The sequence below is a fragment of the Amycolatopsis sp. NPDC051061 genome, from assembly GCF_040682935.1.
Taxonomy (GTDB): domain Bacteria; phylum Actinomycetota; class Actinomycetes; order Mycobacteriales; family Pseudonocardiaceae; genus Amycolatopsis.
The window spans coordinates 1-18,443 of the sequence record NZ_JBFBBZ010000096.1 but is presented as its reverse complement, the minus strand read 5'-3'; the positions used below and the strand labels follow the sequence as shown (position 1 = coordinate 18,443).

The following is an 18,443-nucleotide window of genomic DNA, read 5'->3' as shown; positions in this document are numbered from 1 at the left end:
TCGGCGGCCCGTTCGCGTCTTCTTAGGTGGTGCCCCGAACGCCCCAAGGTGGCCTTCGGTGCGTTGAACGCACCCAAGGCGGCCTTCGGTGCGTTCAACGCACCCAAGGCCACATTGGGGCGCTCCGGACCCTGCTCCAAGATCACGTGCGCGTTCGTGCCGCTCATGCCGAACGACGAGACTCCCGCGCGGCGCGGACCATCGGCGAGCCAGGGGCGGGTCTCGGTGAGCAGGCTGACGTCGCCCGCGTCCCAGTCGACGTGCGGCGACGGGACCTCGGCGTGCAGCGTCTTCGGCAGCACGCCGTGCCGGATGGCCTGGACCATCTTGATCACGCCGCCGACGCCGGAGGCCGCCTGCGCGTGCCCGACGTTCGACTTGAACGACCCCAGGTACACCGGCCGGCCTTCGGGTCGCTCGCGGCCGTAGGTGGCGATGATGGCCTGGGCCTCGATCGGGTCGCCGAGTTTCGTGCCGGTGCCGTGCGCCTCGACGACGTCCACATCGGACGGTGTCAGCCGCGCGTTGGCCAGTGCCCGCCGGATCACCCGCTGTTGCGAGGGCCCGTTCGGGGCGGTGAGGCCGTTCGACGCGCCGTCGGAGTTGATCGCGGAGCCCTTGATCACCGCGAGGACGCGGTGGCCGTTGCGCTCGGCGTCGGAAAGCCTTTCCAGCAAGAGCATCCCGGCGCCCTCGGCCCAGCTCGCGCCGTCGGCGTCGGCCGAGAAGGGCTTGCTGCGCCCGTCCGCGGCCAGCGCGCGCTGGCGGCTGAACTCGATCAGCGAGACCGGGGTGGACATGACGGTCACGCCGCCGGCGAGCGCCAGCGTGCAGTCGCTGTCCCGCAGCGACTGGCAGGCCCAGTGGATCGCCACCAGCGACGACGAGCACGCCGTGTCGATCGAGACCGCGGGCCCCTCCAGGCCGAAGGTGTAGGCGACGCGGCCGGAGAGCACGCTCGGCGAGTTGCCGGTGCCGAGGAAGCCCTCGAAGCTGTCGGTCGCGGCGCCGAGCAGGCCGCCGTAGTCCTGGTAGGTGATGCCGGCGAAGACGCCGGTGCGGCTGCCGCGCAGCGTGGCCGGGTCGATCCCGGCGCGTTCCATCGACTCCCAGGACACTTCCAGCAGCAGGCGGTGCTGCGGGTCCATCGAGACGGCCTCGCGCGGGCTGATCCCGAAGAAGCCGGGGTCGAACGCGCTCGCGTCGTGCAGGAAGCCGCCCTCGCGGGCGTAGCAGGTGCCCGGCGCGTCGGGGTCGGTGTCGTAGAGCGCTTCGAGGTCCCAGCCGCGGTCGGTGGGAAACGGCGAAATCGCGTCACGGCCCTCGGCGACCAGCCGCCACAGGTCGTCGGGGTCAGTGATGCCGCCGGGGTAGCGGCAGGCCATGCCGACGATCGCGATCGGCTCGTCGACCCGGGTGACGACCTCGGTGCTCTCTTCCTCTTGGCCGAACAGCTCGGCGTGCAGCGCCTTCGCCAGCGCGACCGGGTTCGGGTGGTCGAAGACGGAGGTCGCGGGCAGCCGCAGGCCGGTCACGGTGTTGAGCGCGTTGCGCAGCTGGACGGCGGTCAGCGAGTCGACGCCCAGCTCCTTGAACGCGCGGTCGGCGCCGACCGCCCCCGGCCCATCGTGACCCAGGACCAGCGCCGCTTCGGTACGGACGATCTCGAGCAGCGCCCGGTGCCGGTCGGTCTCCGGGAGCCGCGCCAGCTTCTGGTGCAGCGCGTTGCCCGCGTCGGCCACCTGGGCGACGACCCGCCGGGTCTTGACCTTCGCCGGGGCGTTCTCGACGGTGCGGAGCGCGCCCCTCGTACCCAGCAGGTCGAACGTCTCACCGGGACGGCAGGCGAGCGCACTGTGCGCAACGGCTTCGAGCACCGCGGTCTGGGCCGCGACCAAGCCGTCGCCGCCCGCGGCGGTCAGAACCACGAGGTCGACGTCCAGCTCGGCGAGGTTGAAGGCGATGTCCGCGCGGTCGCGCAGGTCGGCCGCGCCTTCGGCGAGTCCGATGTGGACGGCGGTGGTGACGTCCGGGACATCCCGGAGCGCTCGCGCCAGTTCGTAGCGGTCGGCGGGGTCGCAGGCGATCACGTCGGCGCCCGGCTGGGGTTCGGCACCGAGCACGACGAGCCGCTGGACGCCCCGGTCCTCGAGGAGGTGCCGCGCGACGGCGGCGCCCAGTTCGCCGGCGGCCCCGGTGAGCACCACGGTTCCCTCGGGTTTCCAAGCGTCCGGCGTGAACGCGGCGGTCCGTGGCTCATGAACGACGTCACCGCGGATCGCGAGCCGATCCGCACCGGGCTCGACGGCGGCGCCGTCGACGAGGGCGAACCGGCCGGGGTGTTCGGTGAGCAGCGGCTCGACAGCACCCCAGACGGCGGCTTCCACGACATCGGGAACTTCGCCATCGCGCACGGCGACCGCGCCGCGGGTGACGAAGACGAGCCGCGAACCGGCGAACCGCGGGTCGGCCAGCCAGGACTTGGCGAGGGCGAGGGCCCGCTGCGCCGAAGCCCAGACGGCCCAGGTGAGGTCATCGGTGTCTTCGGGCCGGCAGGAGGCGAACACGACCTCGGGCACGGCACCGGTGGCCGCGAGTTCGGCGAACTCCTGGTAGGTGGGCAGCTCCCCCAGCCCGACGTCACCGATGGCCGCGGCCGGTCGTGAGTGGGAAACAGGGTCAGAACACAGTTTCTCACTCACGACCCACTCCACGCGGTGGTGCGTGGTGGCCGCACGACGGGTGACGGGGCGCAGGACGACGGCGTCGGCCGTCGCGACGACCTGGCCCGTCGAGTCGGCCAGCGTCAGCCGGACGGCGCTTCCTGTCCGGCGCAAGCGGACTCGCAGCTCGGTCGCGCCCGTCGCGTGCAGGCTCACGCCCGACCACGAGAACGGCAGCATGTCCGGGAGGTCGGCGAACGCCAGCGCGTGCAGCGCCGCGTCCAGCAGCGCCGGGTGCAGGCCCCAGCCATCGGCGGAAGTCCCCGCGGGCAGCGCCACCTCGGCGTAGACGTCGTCGCCCGCGCGGTACGCCGCCCGCAGCCCCTGGAACGTCGGCCCGTAGGCGAACCCGGCCGCCGCGCGCCGGCCGTAGAAGTCCTCGATCGGCAGCGCACCCGCGGGCGGCCACTGCGTCAAGTCGTCCGAAGTGGACAGACCGGTGGCCAGGAAACCACTGGCGTGCCGGACCCAGCCGTCGCCACGGGTGTAGATACCGAACGCCCTCCGAGCAGCTTCCGGAGCATCGACGCGGACCTGCACCGGCACGCCGCCGCGCTCGGGCAGGACCAGCGGGGCTTCCAGGATCAGCTCTTCGACCTGGTCGCAGCCGGCCTCGTCGGCCGCGCGCAGCGCCAGCTCCACGAAACCCGCGCCGGGGAACAGGATCTCACCGTCGACGCGGTGTTCGGCCAGCCACGGCGAAGCGTCGGCCGACAACAGCCCGGTGAGGACGACACCGTCCGCGCCGGCCAGTTCCACGGCCGCACCCAGCAGGCCGTGCTCAGCGCCGGCCTGCCCGAGCGACGCCGGGTCGCCGTCGACGTCCGGTACCGCCAGCCAGTACCGCTCGCGCTGGAAGGCGTAGGTGGGCAGCTCGACGCGCGAGCCTTCGCGCAGCACCCGAGCCCACTCCACCCCGGCGCCGTCGACCTGCAGCGCGGCGAGCGCCGAAAACAGTGTGCGGACTTCGGGACGGTCGGCCCGCAACGCCGGTACGGCGAGAGGCTCATCCGAACACTCCGCGACCATCGCGGAGAGGACCCCCGCCGGGCCCAGTTCGAGGAACCGGGTCACGCCGCGCCCGGCCAGCGTGCGGACGCCGTCGGCGAACCGGACGGTGGCGCGGACCTGCCGGACCCAGTACTCCGGGTCGCCCAGCTCGGCCGCCGTCGCCACCGCGCCGGTGACGTTCGACAGCACCGGCACCGTGGGCTCGTGGTAGCTCAGCCCCGCCGCCACCTCGCGGAAGCCGGCGAGCATGCCGTCCATCCGGGCCGAGTGGAAGGCGTGACTCACCCGCAGGCGCCGGGTTTTCTCGAACATCGCGGCGACCGCCAGCACGGCGTCTTCGTCACCGGAGAGCACGACCGACGACGGCCCGTTGACCGCGGCCAGCGACACGCGGTCGGTCAGCAGCGGCGTGACCTCGTCCTCGGTGGCCGCGACGGCCACCATCGCCCCGCCCTCGGGCAGCGCCTGCATCAGCCGCGCGCGGGCGGCGACGAGCGTGCACGCGTCCTCGAGAGAGAGCACCCCCGCGACGTGCGCGGCGGCGAGCTCGCCGATGGAGTGGCCGCCGACGAAGTCGGGACGCACGCCCCAGTCTTCCAGGAGCCGGTACAGCGCCACCTCGACCGCGAACAGCGCCGGCTGGGTGTATTCGGTCCGGTCCAGCAGCTCGCCGGCCTCGATGACGCGGCGCAGCGGCCGGTCCAGCTCGGCGTCGAAGTGCGCGCACACCGCGTCGAACGCTTCGGCGAACACCGGGAACTCCCCGTACAGCTCGCGGCCCATGCCGATCCGCTGCGCGCCCTGGCCGGTGAACAGGAACGCCGTGCGGCCGGGCGCGGCCGTCCCGCGCATCACTCCGGCGGACTTGGTTCCCTCGGCCAGCGCCGCGAGGCCGGCCCGCAGCTCGGCGTCGTCCCCGGCCAGCACGACGGCGCGGTGCTCGAACGCCGAGCGGGTGGTCGCGAGCGACCAGGCCAGGTCGGCCGGGTCGGCGTCCGGGTGACCGAGCAGCCGCGCGGCCTGCGCCCGCAGCGCCGCCTCCGACCGGCCGGACAGCGCCACCGGGACGAGCCCGGTGCGACGCGGCCGCGGCAGCTCGGGTCCGGTCGCCGGCGCCTCTTCGATGATGACGTGCGCGTTGGTGCCGCTGACGCCGAACGCCGAGACCCCGGCCCGGCGCGGACGGTCGTCGGCCGGCCACGGCATCGCTTCGGTGAGCAGCGAGACGCGGCCCGCCGTCCAGTCCACTTCGGACGACGGCTGGTCGGCGTGCAGAGTCTTCGGGAGCAGTCCGCTTCGGAGCGAGAGCACCATCTTGATCACCCCGGCGACCCCGGCCGCGGCCTGGGTGTGCCCGAGGTTGGACTTCAGCGAGCCGAGCCACAGTGGACGTTCACGCTCGCGGCCGTAGGTGGCCAGCAGTGCGTGCGCCTCGATCGGGTCGCCGAGGCGGGTGCCGGTGCCGTGCCCCTCGACGGCGTCCACATCGGACGGTTCGAGGGCGGCGTCGGCGAGCGCGGCGCGGATCACCCGCTGCTGCGATGGGCCGTTCGGGGCGGTGAGGCCGTTGGACGCGCCGTCGGAGTTCACCGCGGACCCGCGCACCACCGCGAGGACGGTGTGCCCGAGCCGCTGGGCGTCGGACAGCCGCTCCAGCACGAGCATGCCGACGCCTTCGGACCAGCCGGTGCCGTCGGCGCCGTCGGCGAACGCCTTGCAGCGGCCGTCCGGGGCGAGGCCGCGCTGGCGGCTGAACTCGACGAACGCGGCGGGGTTGGCCATCACGGCGACACCGCCGGCCAGCGCCAGGGAGCACTCGCCCGAGCGCAGGGACCGGGCAGCGAGGTGCAGCGCGACCAGCGAAGAGGAACACGCGGTGTCCAGTGTGACGGCCGGCCCTTCGACGCCGAGGTGGTAGGCGATCCGTCCGGAAAGGACACTGCCGGCGTTGCCGGTGAGCAGGTGCCCGCCGAGGCCTTCGGGGGCTTCGCGCAGGCCGGCGGCGTAGCCCGAGACGCCCGCGCCGACGAACACGCCGGACGCGCTCCCGGCGAGGGAGCGCGGGTCGATCCCGGCCCGTTCCAAGGCCTCCCACGAGCTTTCGAGCAGCAACCGCTGCTGTGGGTCGGTGGCCAGTGCCTCGCGGGGGCTCATCTCGAAGAACGCGGCGTCGAACTCGCCGGCGCCGGTCAGGAAGCCGCCGTCGCGGGAGTAGCTCTTTCCCTCGGCGTCGGGGTCGGGGTCGTAGAGGCCCTCGACGTCCCAGCCGCGGTCCTCGGGCCAGGCCGAGATGGCGTCGCCGCCGTCGGCCAGCAGCCGCCACAGCTCTTCCGGCGAGGTGATCCCGCCGGGCAGGCGGCAGCTCATGCCGACGATCGCGATCGGCTCGTCGGCGTCTTCGAGCCGCCGTGCCGGAGCGACGGCGTCTTCCGTACCGAACAGTTCTCCGGCCAGGAAGTCCGCGAGGACGGTGGTCGTCGGATGGTCGAAGACGAGCGTCGACGGCAGCTTCAGCCCGGTGACCGCGCTCAGGCGGTTGCGCAGCTCGACCGCGGTCAGCGAGTCGAAGCCCAGGTCGCGGAAGGGCCGGTCCACCGCGACGGACGCCGGGTCGGCGTGTCCGAGGGCGGCGGCCGCTTCGGCCTGGACGAGGTCCAGCAGGTCGCCGGCGGACAGGTCGCGGGCCGGGCCGGTGTCGACCGGGACGTCGAGGGCGGCCCGGACCTCGGGCAGATCGCCGAGCAGCGCGCTCGGGCGGACCGAGGTGAACCCGGGCGCGAACCGCGCCCAGTCGACGTCGGCGACGGTGACGGCGGTGTCGCCGGAGTCCAGAGCCTGCCGCAGCGCGGTGATCGCCAGTTCGGGGGCGAGGGGCCGGAGACCGCGACGGCGCAGGTGGTCCTCCGCGCCCTCGTCGGCCAGCATGCCGCCGCCCGCCCAGGGACCCCAGGCCACGGACGTCGCGGCCAGCCCGGTCGCACGGCGGCGGCGGGCGAGACCGTCGAGGTAGGCGTTCGCGGCCGCGTAGGCGCTCTGGCCGCCGCTGCCCCAGACGCCCGCGATGGAGGAGAACAGCACGAACGCGTCGAGGTCGCGGTCGCCGAGGACGGCGTCCAGGTTCTCGGCGCCGGCGAGCTTCGCGGCGGTGAACCCGGCGAACTCGGCCACGCCGAGCCCGTCGAGCGGCGCGGTCTGCGCCACCCCGGCGGCGTGCACGACGGCCCGAAGCTCATCGATGCCGTTGATCAGCGCGGCGACGGCTTCGCGATCGGTGACATCGCAGGCCGCGATGGTCACGGTGAGGCCGAGCGCGGTCAGTTCGTCGCGCAGTTCCGGTGCGCCGGCGGCGTCGAGGCCCCGGCGGCTCGTCAGCACGAGGTGCTCGGCTCCGGTGCGGGCCAGCCAGCGGGCGACCTCGGCGCCGAGCGCCCCGGTCCCGCCGGTGATCAGCACGGTGCCGCGCGGTCGCCAGGTCGTGCCGGACGTCGTCGCGGGGGCACGGTCAAGCCGGGCGGCGAACACGGCGGAGTCGCGGACGGCGACCTGGTCCTCGGTTCCGCCCAGGACGCTCGCCAGCCGGGCGACCGCGCGGTCGTCGAGGACGGCCGGGAGGTCGAGCAGGCCGCCCCAGCGGCCGGCGTGTTCGACGGCGGCGGTGCGGCCGAAACCCCACAGCGCCGCTTGGGCCGCGCTGCGGACCGCGTCGGCGCGGCCGACCGACACCGCGCCCGAAGTGGCGCACCACAGCGGCGTGGCGTCGTCGAGCGCCTGCACGAGTTCCAGGGTCGCGGCGAGGCCGATCGTGATCTCCGGTGCGTCCGGCGCGGGACGCTCGTCGAGGGCGAGCAGCGACAGCACACCCGCGTAGTCACCGTCCACCGGCAGGTCGGCGACGTGCACCGGGACGCAGTCGAGGCCCGCGGTCAGCGCTTCGAGAAGATCCCGCTCGACGCCGTGCTCGGGCAGCACCAGCAGCCAGGTGCCCGGGCTTCCCTCGGCCGGCTTCAGCGGTCGCCAGTTCACGGCGTAGCGCCACTTGTCCACAGTAGACAAGTTCGCGCGGTCACCATGCCACCGGGCGAGCAGCGGCAGGGCGGTTTCCAGGCCCGACAACTCGGTCTCGGCGACGTCCAGGGTCGAGGCGAGCGCGGACAGGTCGGACCGCCCGACCGCCGCCCAGAACTCGCCGTCCGCCCCGGCCACCGGAGCAGCGGATTCGGGAACGCGCGGCCAGTACCGCTCGCGCTGGAAGGGGTAGGTGGGCAGCACGACGAACGACGCCGGGCGCAGCACCGCGGACCAGTCCAGGGTCCGTCCGGAGACGTGCAAGTGGGCCAGGGCGGCGAGCAGCGTCCGCTCTTCGGGCCGGTCCTTGCGCAGCGTCGCCGTCGCGGGCAGGGCCTCCTGCGCCAGCGCGGCGAGCACCCCGTCCGGGCCCAGCTCGACGGCCCCGGTGACGCCCAGCTCGTTCAGCGTCGTGACGGCGTCGGCGAACCGCACCGGCTCGCGGACCTGACGCACCCAGTACACCGGCGTCAGGATCTCGTCGCCGGCCAAGCGGCCGGACACAGTGGACACCAGCGGGATCTTCGGCGGGTGGAAGGTGAGCCCGTCGGCGACGGCCGCGAACGCGTCCAGCATCGGGTCCATCAGCGCGGAGTGGAACGCGTGCGACACCGTGAGCCGCCGGACCTTCCGGCCCAGCGCGGCAAAATGACGTTCCACGGCCGCGACAGCTTCGACCTCGCCGGACACGACGGTAGCTTGTGGACCGTTGATGGCCGCGAAACCCGCGCCGTCGCCCAGCACGGCGGCGACCTCGTCCTCGGTGGCCTGCACGGCCAGCATCGCGCCACCGGTGGGCAGCGCCTGCATCAGGCCCGCCCGGGCCGCCACCAGCGTGCAGGCGTCCTCAAGGGACAGCACACCGGCGACGTGCGCGGCGGCCAGCTCGCCGATCGAGTGCCCGGCCACGTAGTCCGGCCGGACGCCGAACGACTCCAGCAACCGGAACAACGCCACTTCGATCGCGAACAAGGCGGGCTGCGTGTACCCCGTCTCGTCCAGTAGCGAACCGTCACCGAAGACGACCTCGCGCAACGGCCGATCCAGCGAAGCGTCCACCAGCGCGCAGACCGCGTCGAACGCGTCCGCGAACACCGGGTACCGCTCGTACAGCTCCGCACCCATCCCGACGCGCTGCGAACCCTGACCGGAGAACAGGAACGCCGGCTTCCCGGCGTTCTGCGTGCCCTGGACGAGGTTCGCCGCCGGACCGCCGGCCGCGAGGGCCTCCAGGCCGGTCGCCAGTTCGGCGAAGTCCGCACCGAGCACGACGGCCCGGTGCTCGAAGGCGGCGCGCGCACCCAGACCGGCAGCGACAGCGGCGACGTCGGTGTCTTCCAGCCGCAGCAGGTCGCGGGCAGCGTCCCGCAGGGCGGCCTCGGACCGTCCGGACAGGACCCAGGGCACCAGACCGTCCGAGGTGGCCAGTGATTCGACCGCGGGAACGCCTTCGAGGATGACGTGGGCATTCGTGCCACTGACACCGAACGAGGACACGCCCGCGCGGCGCGGTCCGTCGTACTCCGGCCAGTCGCGTGCCTCGGTCAGCAGCGCCACCGCGCCGCTCTCCCAGTCGATGTGCCGCGACGGCTGATCGACGTGCAGCGTCTTCGGCAGCAGGCCGTGGCCCAGCGAGAGGACCATCTTGATGATCCCGGCGACACCCGCCGCCGCCTGCGTGTGGCCGATGTTGGACTTCAGCGACCCCAGCCACAGCGGCTGCGAACGGTCCCGGCCGTAGGTCGCCAGCAGCGCCTGCGCCTCGATCGGGTCGCCCAGCGTCGTGCCGGTGCCGTGCGCCTCGACGGCGTCCACATCGGACGGTTCGAGACCCGCGTTCGCCAGCGCGGCACGGATCACCCGCTGCTGCGACGGCCCGTTCGGGGCGGTGAGCCCGTTCGACGCGCCGTCCTGGTTCACGGCGGAGCCGCGCACCAGCGCCAGCACCGGGTGCCCGTTGCGCCGTGCGTCGGACAGCCGCTCGACGAGGATGAGGCCGACGCCTTCGCCCCAGCCCGTGCCGTCCGCGCCGTCGGCGAACGCCTTGCACCGGCCGTCTTCGGCCAGGCCGCCCTGTTTGCTGAACTCCAGGAACGCGCCCGGCGTCGTCATCACGGTCACGCCGCCGACCAGCGCCATCGAGGACTCGCCCGAGCGCAGCGACTGCGCGGCCCAGTGCAGCGCCACCAGCGACGAGGAGCACGCGGTGTCGACCGTGACGGCCGGCCCTTCGAGGCCCAGCACGTAGGAAATCCGGCCGGAGACGACCGATCCGGCGTTCCCGGTCCCGGCGTGGCCGTCCGAGCTGCCCTCGCCGGATTCGCGCAGCAGCGCCGCGTAGTCCTGGCCGTTGGTTCCGATGTAGACGCCGACTTGGGAGCCGCGCAGCGACAGTGGGTCGATGCCCGCGCGCTCGAACGTCTCCCACGACGTCTCCAGCAGCAGCCGCTGCTGCGGGTCCATGGCGAGGGCCTCGCGCGGCGAGATCCCGAAGAAGCCGGCGTCGAAGTCGGCCACGCCGTCGAGGAAGCCGCCGTGGCGCGTGTAGCTGGTGCCCTCGTGGCCGCGGTCGGGGTGGTACAGGTCGGCCAGGGGCCAGCCGCGGTCCTCGGGGAACGTGGTGACGGCGTCGCGGCCGCCCGCGAGCATGTCCCACAGGTCTTCGGGCGACCGCACGCCGCCGGGCAGCCGGCAGGCCATCGACACGATGGCGAGCGGTTCGTCCTCGATGGCCGCGGCGGGACGGGTGACGACCGGCGTCGCGGCGGACCCGGCCAGCTCGTCACGCAGGTAGGTGGCGACGGCAGCCGGGGTCGGGTAGTCGAACACGAGCGTCGCGGGCAGCGCGCGCCCGGTCGCGGCACCGAGGCCGTTGCGCAGCTCGACGGCGGTCAGCGAGTCGACGCCGAGGTCCTTGAACGCGCGCTCGGGCTCGACCGCCTCCGGGCCGGGGTAGGCGAGCACGGCGGCGGCCTGGGTGCGGACGACGTCGAGCAGGAGCGCTTGCTGGTCCTCAGTGGACAGTGCGGCCAGCCGTCCGGCCAGGGGCTGTTCTTCGGGGACGTGCATCGCGTCCCGCGCCTCGGGCAGGTCGCCGAGCAGCGGGCTGGGGCGGGTGGTGGTGAACCCGGGCACGAACTTCGCCCAGTCGACGTCGGCGACGATGGGGTTGGCTTCCCCACTACCGATCGCGCGGCGCAGCGCGGCGACGGCCGGTCGCGGGGCCATCGGTGGCACGCCGCCCCGGCGCATCCGGTCGGCGACCAGGTCGTCGGCCGCCATGCCGCTGCCGCCCCACGGGCCCCAGGCCACGGAGGTGGCGGGCAGCCCGGCGGCGCGACGCTGTTCGGCGAGCGCGTCGAGCCCGGCGTTGGCGGCGGCGTAGGCGGCCTGGCCGACCGCGCCGAGGCTGCCCGCGAACGACGAGAACAGCACGAACGCGGACAGGGCGCGGTCGCGGGTCAGCTCGTCGAGGTGCCGGGCGGCATCGAGCTTGGGCCGGAAGACGGTGTCGAGCTGCTCGGCGGTGACGCCGTCGAGCACGGCGTCGTCGAGGACGCCGGCGGTGTGGATGACGGCGTCGAGATCGGGCAGTCCGGCGAGGAGCCCGGCCACGGCGTCGCGGTCGGCGACGTCGCAGGCGGCGACGGTGACCCGGGTGCCCAGCGCGGTCAGCTCGTCCCGCAGGGCCGTCGCGCCCGGGGCGTCGAGACCGCGGCGGCCGGCCAGGACGAGGTGTTCGGCGCCGGCTTCGGCGAGCGTGCGTGCGACGACCGCGCCCAACGCACCGGTGCCGCCGGTGATCAGCACGGTCCCGGCGGGCGACCACGGCTCGGCGGCCGGGCCGGTGATCCGCCGCAGCCGGCGGCCGAACATCCCGGACGCGCGCAGCGCCACCTGGTCCTCGGTCGAGGTCAGGACGGCCGCCAGCCGGTCGAGGGCACGGTCGTCGAGTGCTTCGGGCAGGTCGATCAGACCGCCCCAACGCTGCGGGTACTCCAGCGCGGCGACCCGGCCGAGGCCCCACAGCGGAGCCTGGTCCAGCGCGGTCAGCGGGTCGGACTGCCCGGTGGAGACGGCGCCCCGCGTCGCGACCCAGACGGGGGCGGTCGCGTTGCGGACCAGCTCGATGGTGCGCAGCAGAGCCGTAGCTTCATCAGCCAAGGCCAGTAACGAAAGCACACCGTCCACATCGGAGTGGTCAGGCAGCCGATCGAGCGTGACGGGATCGAACCCGCGGCTCACCAGGGCGTCGAGCACCGGCGAGGTGAAGTCTTCCGGGACGACGGCCAGCCAGGTGCCCGAGAACGGTTTCGGCGACGGCGACACGGGTGTCCAGCCGATCCCGTACCGCCAGCCATCCACAGTGGACTTCTCTTGGTGCTTCGCGCGATACGCCGACAGCGCGGGCAGCAGGTCGCCGACCGCGTCTTCCGGCAGGTCCAGCACTTCGGCGAGGGTCCCCGTGTCCACCGCGGACCAGAACGCGTCGTCCCCGGTTCCGGTGGTCACCGACGGTTCCAGCCAGTAGCGCTGACGCTGGAAGCGGTACGTCGGCAGGTCGACGCGGCGGCCGCCGGCCAGCACGGCCGACCAGCCGGGTCCGTGCCCGGACACGTGCATCCGGGCGAGACCGGTCAGCGCGGCCGGCGCTTCCGGGCGGTCCCGGCGCAGCAGCGCGGCGACGGCCACGTCGGCGGGCAGGCAGTCCTGGGCGAGCGCGGCCAGCGCGCCGTCGGGGCCCAGCTCGAGGAAGCCGGTCACCCCGGCCTCGGCCAGCCAGCCGACGCCGTCGGCGAAGCGCACGGCTTCCCGGACGTGCGCAACCCAGTAGTCGGGCAAAGTCAGCTGGTCGGCGAGGGTGCCGGTGACGTTGGAGACGACCGCGATCTTCGGCGGGTGGAAGGTGAGGCCGTCGAGGACCTGGCGGAACTCGGCGAGCATCACGTCCATGCGGGCGGAGTGGAACGCGTGCGAGACGTCGAGGCGCTTGGTCTTGCGGCCGAGCCCGGCGAGGCGCTCGGCGGCGGCCAGCACGACGTCCTCGTCCCCGGAGAGCACGATCGACGACGGCCCGTTGACGGCCGCGATCGAGAGCCCGTCGACCAGGTCGATTTCGCGTTCGGTCGCCTGGACGGCGACCATCGCGCCCCCGGTGGGCAGCGCCTGCATCAACCGGCCGCGGGCGGCGACCAGCGTGCACGCGTCGGCCAGCGAGAGAACGCCGGCCAGGTGCGCGGCGACCAGCTCACCGATGGAGTGGCCCAGCAGGTAGTCCGGCTGGTAGCCCCAGGACTCGGCCAGCCGGTACAGCGCCACCTCGACCGCGAACAGCGCGGGCTGGGTGTACGCCGTCTCGTCGAGGTGCTCGCCCGAAGCGATCACCGTCCGCAGTGGACGGTCGAGGTGGCGGTCGAACTCCGCGCACACCTCGTCGAACGCGGTCGCGTAGCCGGGGTACCGCGCGTGCAGCTCACCACCCATGCCGGCGCGCTGGGAACCCTGGCCGGTGAACAGGAACGCCAGTTTTCCCGGTCGGATCGCGCCGCGCATCAGGCCGGGTGCGACGCCGTCCGCGGCGAGCGCGTCGAGGCCGCGCAGGAGTTCGTCGCGGCTACCGGCGAGGACGACCGCGCGGTCGTCGAGGGCCGCGCGTCCGGCGCTCAGCGACCAGGCGAGGTCCGCGAGGTTTTCTTCCTCCGCGACGGGCCGCAGGCTCGCGGCCTGCTCGCGCAGGGCGGCCGTGCCACGCGCGGAAACCAGGAACGGCCAGGGTCCGGCCGGAGCCTGGACTTCTTCGGTCACTTCGGCCGCGGACGGCTCGGCGAGCAGGACGTGCACGTTGGTGCCACTGACGCCGAACGCGGACACCCCGGCGCGGCGGGGCGCGTCTCGCTCCGGCCACGGCATCGGCGCGCCCAGCAGCTCGACCGACCCGGCCGTCCAGTCCACATGGGACGACGGCTCGTCCAGGTGCAGGGTGTGCGGGAGATGCCCGTGCCGCAGGGCGAGGACCATCTTGATGACGCCGGCCGCGCCGGAGGCGGCCTGGGTGTGCCCGATGTTGGACTTCACCGCGCCCACGCGCAGCGGCCGGTCCGCCGGGCGGTTCTGCCCGTAGGTGGCCAGCAGCGCCTGGGCCTCGATCGGGTCGCCCAAGGTGGTGCCGGTGCCGTGCGCCTCGACGACGTCGACGTCGGCGGGCGAAAGACCGGCGGCGGCCAGGGCCGCGCGGATCACGCGTTGCTGCGACGGTCCGTTCGGCGCGGTCAGGCCGTTGGACGCGCCATCGGAGTTGACGGCCGAGCCCTCGATCACGGCGAGCACGGGGTGGTTGCGGCGGCGCGCGTCGGACAGGCGCTCGAGCAGCAGCAGGCCGATGCCCTCGCCCCAGCCGGTGCCGTCGGCGGCCTCGGCGAACGGCTTGCAGCGGCCGTCGCCGGCGAGCCCGCCCTGGCGGGCGAACTCGAGGAAGACAGCCGGGGTGGACATGATCGTCGCGCCGCCGGCCAGGGCAAGGGAGCACTCCCGCTTGCGCAGGGCCTGGCAGGCGAGGTGCAGGGCGACGAGCGCGGACGAGCATGCCGTGTCGACGGTGACCGCGGGCCCCTCCAGGCCGTAGCTGTAGGCGAGCCGGCCGGACAGGACACTGCCCGCGTTGCCGGTGAGCAGGTGCCCGGCGACCTCGCCGGTCTCGCTGCCCAGGCCGTACCCGGACGGCGTCGAGCCGACGAAGACCCCGGCGGAGGTGCCGGTCAGGGAGCCGGGGTCGATCCCCGCGCGTTCGAAGACCTCCCAGGACACTTCGAGCAGCAGCCGCTGCTGCGGGTCGGTGGCGAGTGCCTCACGCGGGCTGATGCCGAAGAACGCCGGATCGAACGTCGTGGCGGTGTCGATGAATCCGCCGGTGCGCGCGTAGTCGCCGCTGCCGTCGAAGGCGTCCCAGCCGCGGTCGGCCGGGAACGCCGACATCGCGTCGGTGCCGCCGTCGACCAGGTCCCAAAGCTCCTCCGGGGAGGTCACGCCGCCCGGGAACCGGCAGCCCATCGCGACGATCGCGATCGGCTCCCGCTCCCCCTCCTCCAGCTCCTGGAGGCGTTGCCGGGTCTCGGCGAGGTCGGTCGTAACCCACTTCAGGTAGTCCCGGAGCTTGTCCTCGTTCACCAGCGCCCTCGCCTGTGGTCCTTGTGCGGTCCACCGGCGCGGGCATCACGACCTGCCGAGCTCCCGGTGGATGAAGTCGAAAATTTCGTCGTCCGTCGCGCCTTCGAGCCGCTGGGCGGCCCGGGGACGGCCGTCGGACGCCCGGGCTTCTCCCAGCTTGTTCAGCATGGTCTGAAGTCGGCCGGTGATGAGACCGAAGGCGGCATCCTCTGGGGAAACCCCTGAAACCAGCGCCTCGATCCGGTCCAGCTCCCCCAGGACCGAGACTTCGTCGCCGGCCAGCGCCGAGAGCAGGAACCCGGCCAGCGCCGACGGGGTCGGGTGGTCGAAGACGAGGGTGGCCGGCAGCTTGAGCCCGGTCGCCGCGCGCAAGCGGTTGCGCAGCTCCACCGCGGTCAGGGAGTCGAAGCCGATCTCCTTGAACGGCCGGTTCGCGTCGATCTCCTCGGCGCCCGCGTGGCCGAGCACCCGGGCGATGGCGTCGCGGACGTGGTCGAGGACCACCCGCTCCCGTTCGGCGGGCGGCAGGCCGGTCAGCCGGCTCGCGAAGTCCGCCGGCGTCGCCTCGGCCTCGGCCGGCCGGGCTTCGAGGGCCCGGCGGACGGCGGGGAGGTCGTCGAGCAGCGGCCGCGGCCGGGCGGCGGTGAAGCCCCGCACGAACCGCTCCCAGTCGACGTCGGCGACAGTGAGGACGGTCTCGTCGCGGTCGATCGCCTGCCCCAGTGCGAGCAGCGCCCGTTCCGGTGGCATCGCGCTCACGCCGCGGCGGCGCAGGTGTTCCTCGGCGTCGTTGTCGCCCGCCATGCCCGCGCCCTGCCACGCGCCCCACGCGACCGAAGTCGCGGTGAGCCCGCGGTCACGGCGTCGCTGGGCGAGCGCGTCGAGGAACGCGTTGCCCGCCGCGTACGCGCCTTGCCCGCCGCTGCCCCAGACGCCGGCGTTGGAGGAGAACAGGACGAACGCGTCAAGGTCGTCGAGGAGTTCGTCGAGGTGGGTGGCGCCCGCCACCTTGGCTTTGACGACTTCGGCGAACTCGACCAGCTCGGTGTCGTCGAGCGCGGTGCCCTGAACGATCCCGGCCGCGTGGAAGACGGCCCGCACGGGCTCGTCCAGCTCGTCAAGCAGCGCCTTCAGGGCCGCGCGGTCGGCGACGTCGCACGCGGCGATCGTCGTCGTCGCGCCGAGTGCGGCGAGCTCCTCGCAGAGTTCGGCCGCGCCGGGTGCCACGTCGCCGCGCCTGCTGGTGAGGACCAGACGCCGCGCGCCGCGGCCGGCGAGCCAGCGGGCGACGTGGGCGCCGAGCGCGCCGGTGCCGCCGGTGATCAGCACGGTTCCTTCGGGCCGCCAGTCGCGGGCCGGGGCTCCGTCGCCGAGCGGGGCCGGCACCAGGCGCCGGGTGAGCACTCCGGACGCCCGGACGGCGACCTGGTCCTCGTCGCCTGCCCCGGCCAGGACCTCGGCCAGGTGTCGCCGGTCGCGCTCGTCGGTCGTGTCGGGTAGGTCGACCAGGCCGCCCCAGCGGTCGGCGTGTTCCAGGCCGATGACCCGGCCGAGGCCCCAGACCTGGGACTGTGCGGCGTCGGTGACGGTGTCGCCGCGGCCGGTGGCCACCGCGCCCGCCGTGGCGAGCCACAGCGGGGCGGCGATTCCGGCGTCGCCGAGTGCCTGGGTCAGGAGCAGGGTGTTCGCGACGCCGCGCGGGAGCTCTTCTTGCGCGGCCCGGTCCAGGGCGAGCAGGGAGAGCACGCCGTCCACCGGGGCGAGGTCGACCAGTCGCTTGCCGAGCGCGGCTCGGTCGGTGGCCCCGACGGTGATCTCGACGGCGGTGGCGCCCGCGTCCTCGACGGCCTGTCGTGCCGCGTCGAGCCACGGGTGGTCGCCGTCTTCCGGCGTCACGACCAGCCACGTGCCGGTCAGGTTCTTTTCCCGGGTGGCGAGGGGCTTCCAGGTGATGCGGTAGCGCCATCCCTCCACAGTGGACGTCTCGAGCCGGGTGCGTCGCCAGGACGCGAGCGCCGGCAGGATGTCGCCGAGGGGCTCCGGCGCGACGGCGAGGGTGTCGGCGATCGACGCCAGGTCCTCGCGTTCCACGGCTGCCCAGAACCGGTCGTCGACCGGGTCGCCGGTCGTTACGGCCTGCGCGCGTTTCGGCCAGAAGCGCCGGTGCTGGAACGGGTAGGTGGGCAGGCCGACCGTGCGCGTCTCCGGGAGGAACGTCCGCCAGTCGACGTCGTGTCCCTGCGTCCACAGCTCGGCGACCGAGGTCAGGAACCGGCGCGGGCCGCCTTCGCCGCGTCGCAGCGTCCCGACGACGACGCCCGGGGTGTCGTCGAGGGTCTCCTGGATCGCGGACAGCAGCACCGGGTGCGGGCTGACCTCGACGAAGAACCGGTGTCCCCGCTCGATGAGGGCGTGAGTCGTGTCGAGGAAGCGGACCGGCTCGCGCAGGTTCCGGTACCAGTACCCGGCGTCGAGGGTCGCGGTGTCGATCGGCTCGGCCGTCACCGCGGAGTAGAACGGGACGTCGCCGGCGCGGGGGCTCAGGCCCTCCAGGACTTCGTGCAGTTCGTCGCGAATGCCTTCGACGTAGCCGGAGTGCGACGCGTAGTCGACGGGGATGCGGCGGGCCCGGATATCCTTTTCCGCGCACTGGGCGATCAGCTCGTCCAATGCGGACGGATCGCCGCACACCACGGTCGAGGTCGGGCTGTTGTAGGCCGCGATCGCGACGCCTTCCGGCAGCACGTCCGCCACGCGGGCGGCGTCGAGCGCGATCGAGGCCATGCCGCCCTGACCGGCTAGCCCGGCGGCGATCGCCCTGCTGCGCAACGCGACGACCTTGGCGCCGTCCTCAAGGGACAGTCCACCCGCGACAACCGCGGCGGCGATCTCGCCTTGAGAGTGCCCGGCGACGGCGTCGGGCTCGATCCCGTGCGCCCGCCAGAGCGCGGCCAGGGACACCATCACGGCCCACGACGCTGGTTGCACGACGTCGACCCGGGTCAGCGCGTCGGCGTCGCTCAGGACGTCGGTCAGCGACCAGTCGACGTGCGGGGCGAGCGCGGCGGCGCACTCGGCGATCCGGTCAGCGAAAACCGGCTCGTCGAGCAGCTCGACGGCCATCCCTGCCCACTGCGCGCCTTGGCCGGGGAAGACGAAGACCGTCTCGCCCGCGGCACCGGCGGTCCCGGTGACCACCGCCGAACCGGGTGCGCTCAGCCCGTCTCGATGGTCGTCGAGGACGACCGCGCGGTGCTCGAACTGGGACCGGGTGCTGACCAGCGACCACGCGATCTCGGCGTCGCTCCCGGCTACCTCGGCCAGCGCGGCGGCCCGATCCCGAACCGCGGCTTCCGAGCGGGCGGAGATCACCCAGGGCACCGAGCGCCCCAATGTGGCCTTGGTTGCGTTGAACGCACCCAAGGGGCCCTTCGGTGCGTTCAACGCACCGAAGGCCACATTGGGGCGCTCCGGAACCTG

General features: G+C 73.8%; 2 protein-coding genes. Both read right to left on the bottom strand.

What is annotated here, in order from left to right; all coding sequences use genetic code 11:
- A partial coding sequence (locus AB0N03_RS51040) for a type I polyketide synthase (RefSeq protein WP_364388607.1) occupies positions 1–14,963 on the bottom strand: 14,963 nt, incomplete at its 3' end.
- Between the two features lie 45 nt (positions 14,964–15,008).
- Positions 15,009–18,344: an SDR family NAD(P)-dependent oxidoreductase gene (locus tag AB0N03_RS51035; protein ID WP_364388605.1), complete on the bottom strand. Its 3,336-nt coding sequence runs from the start codon at positions 18,342–18,344 to the stop codon at positions 15,009–15,011.
- Between the last annotated feature and the right edge of the window lie 99 nt (positions 18,345–18,443).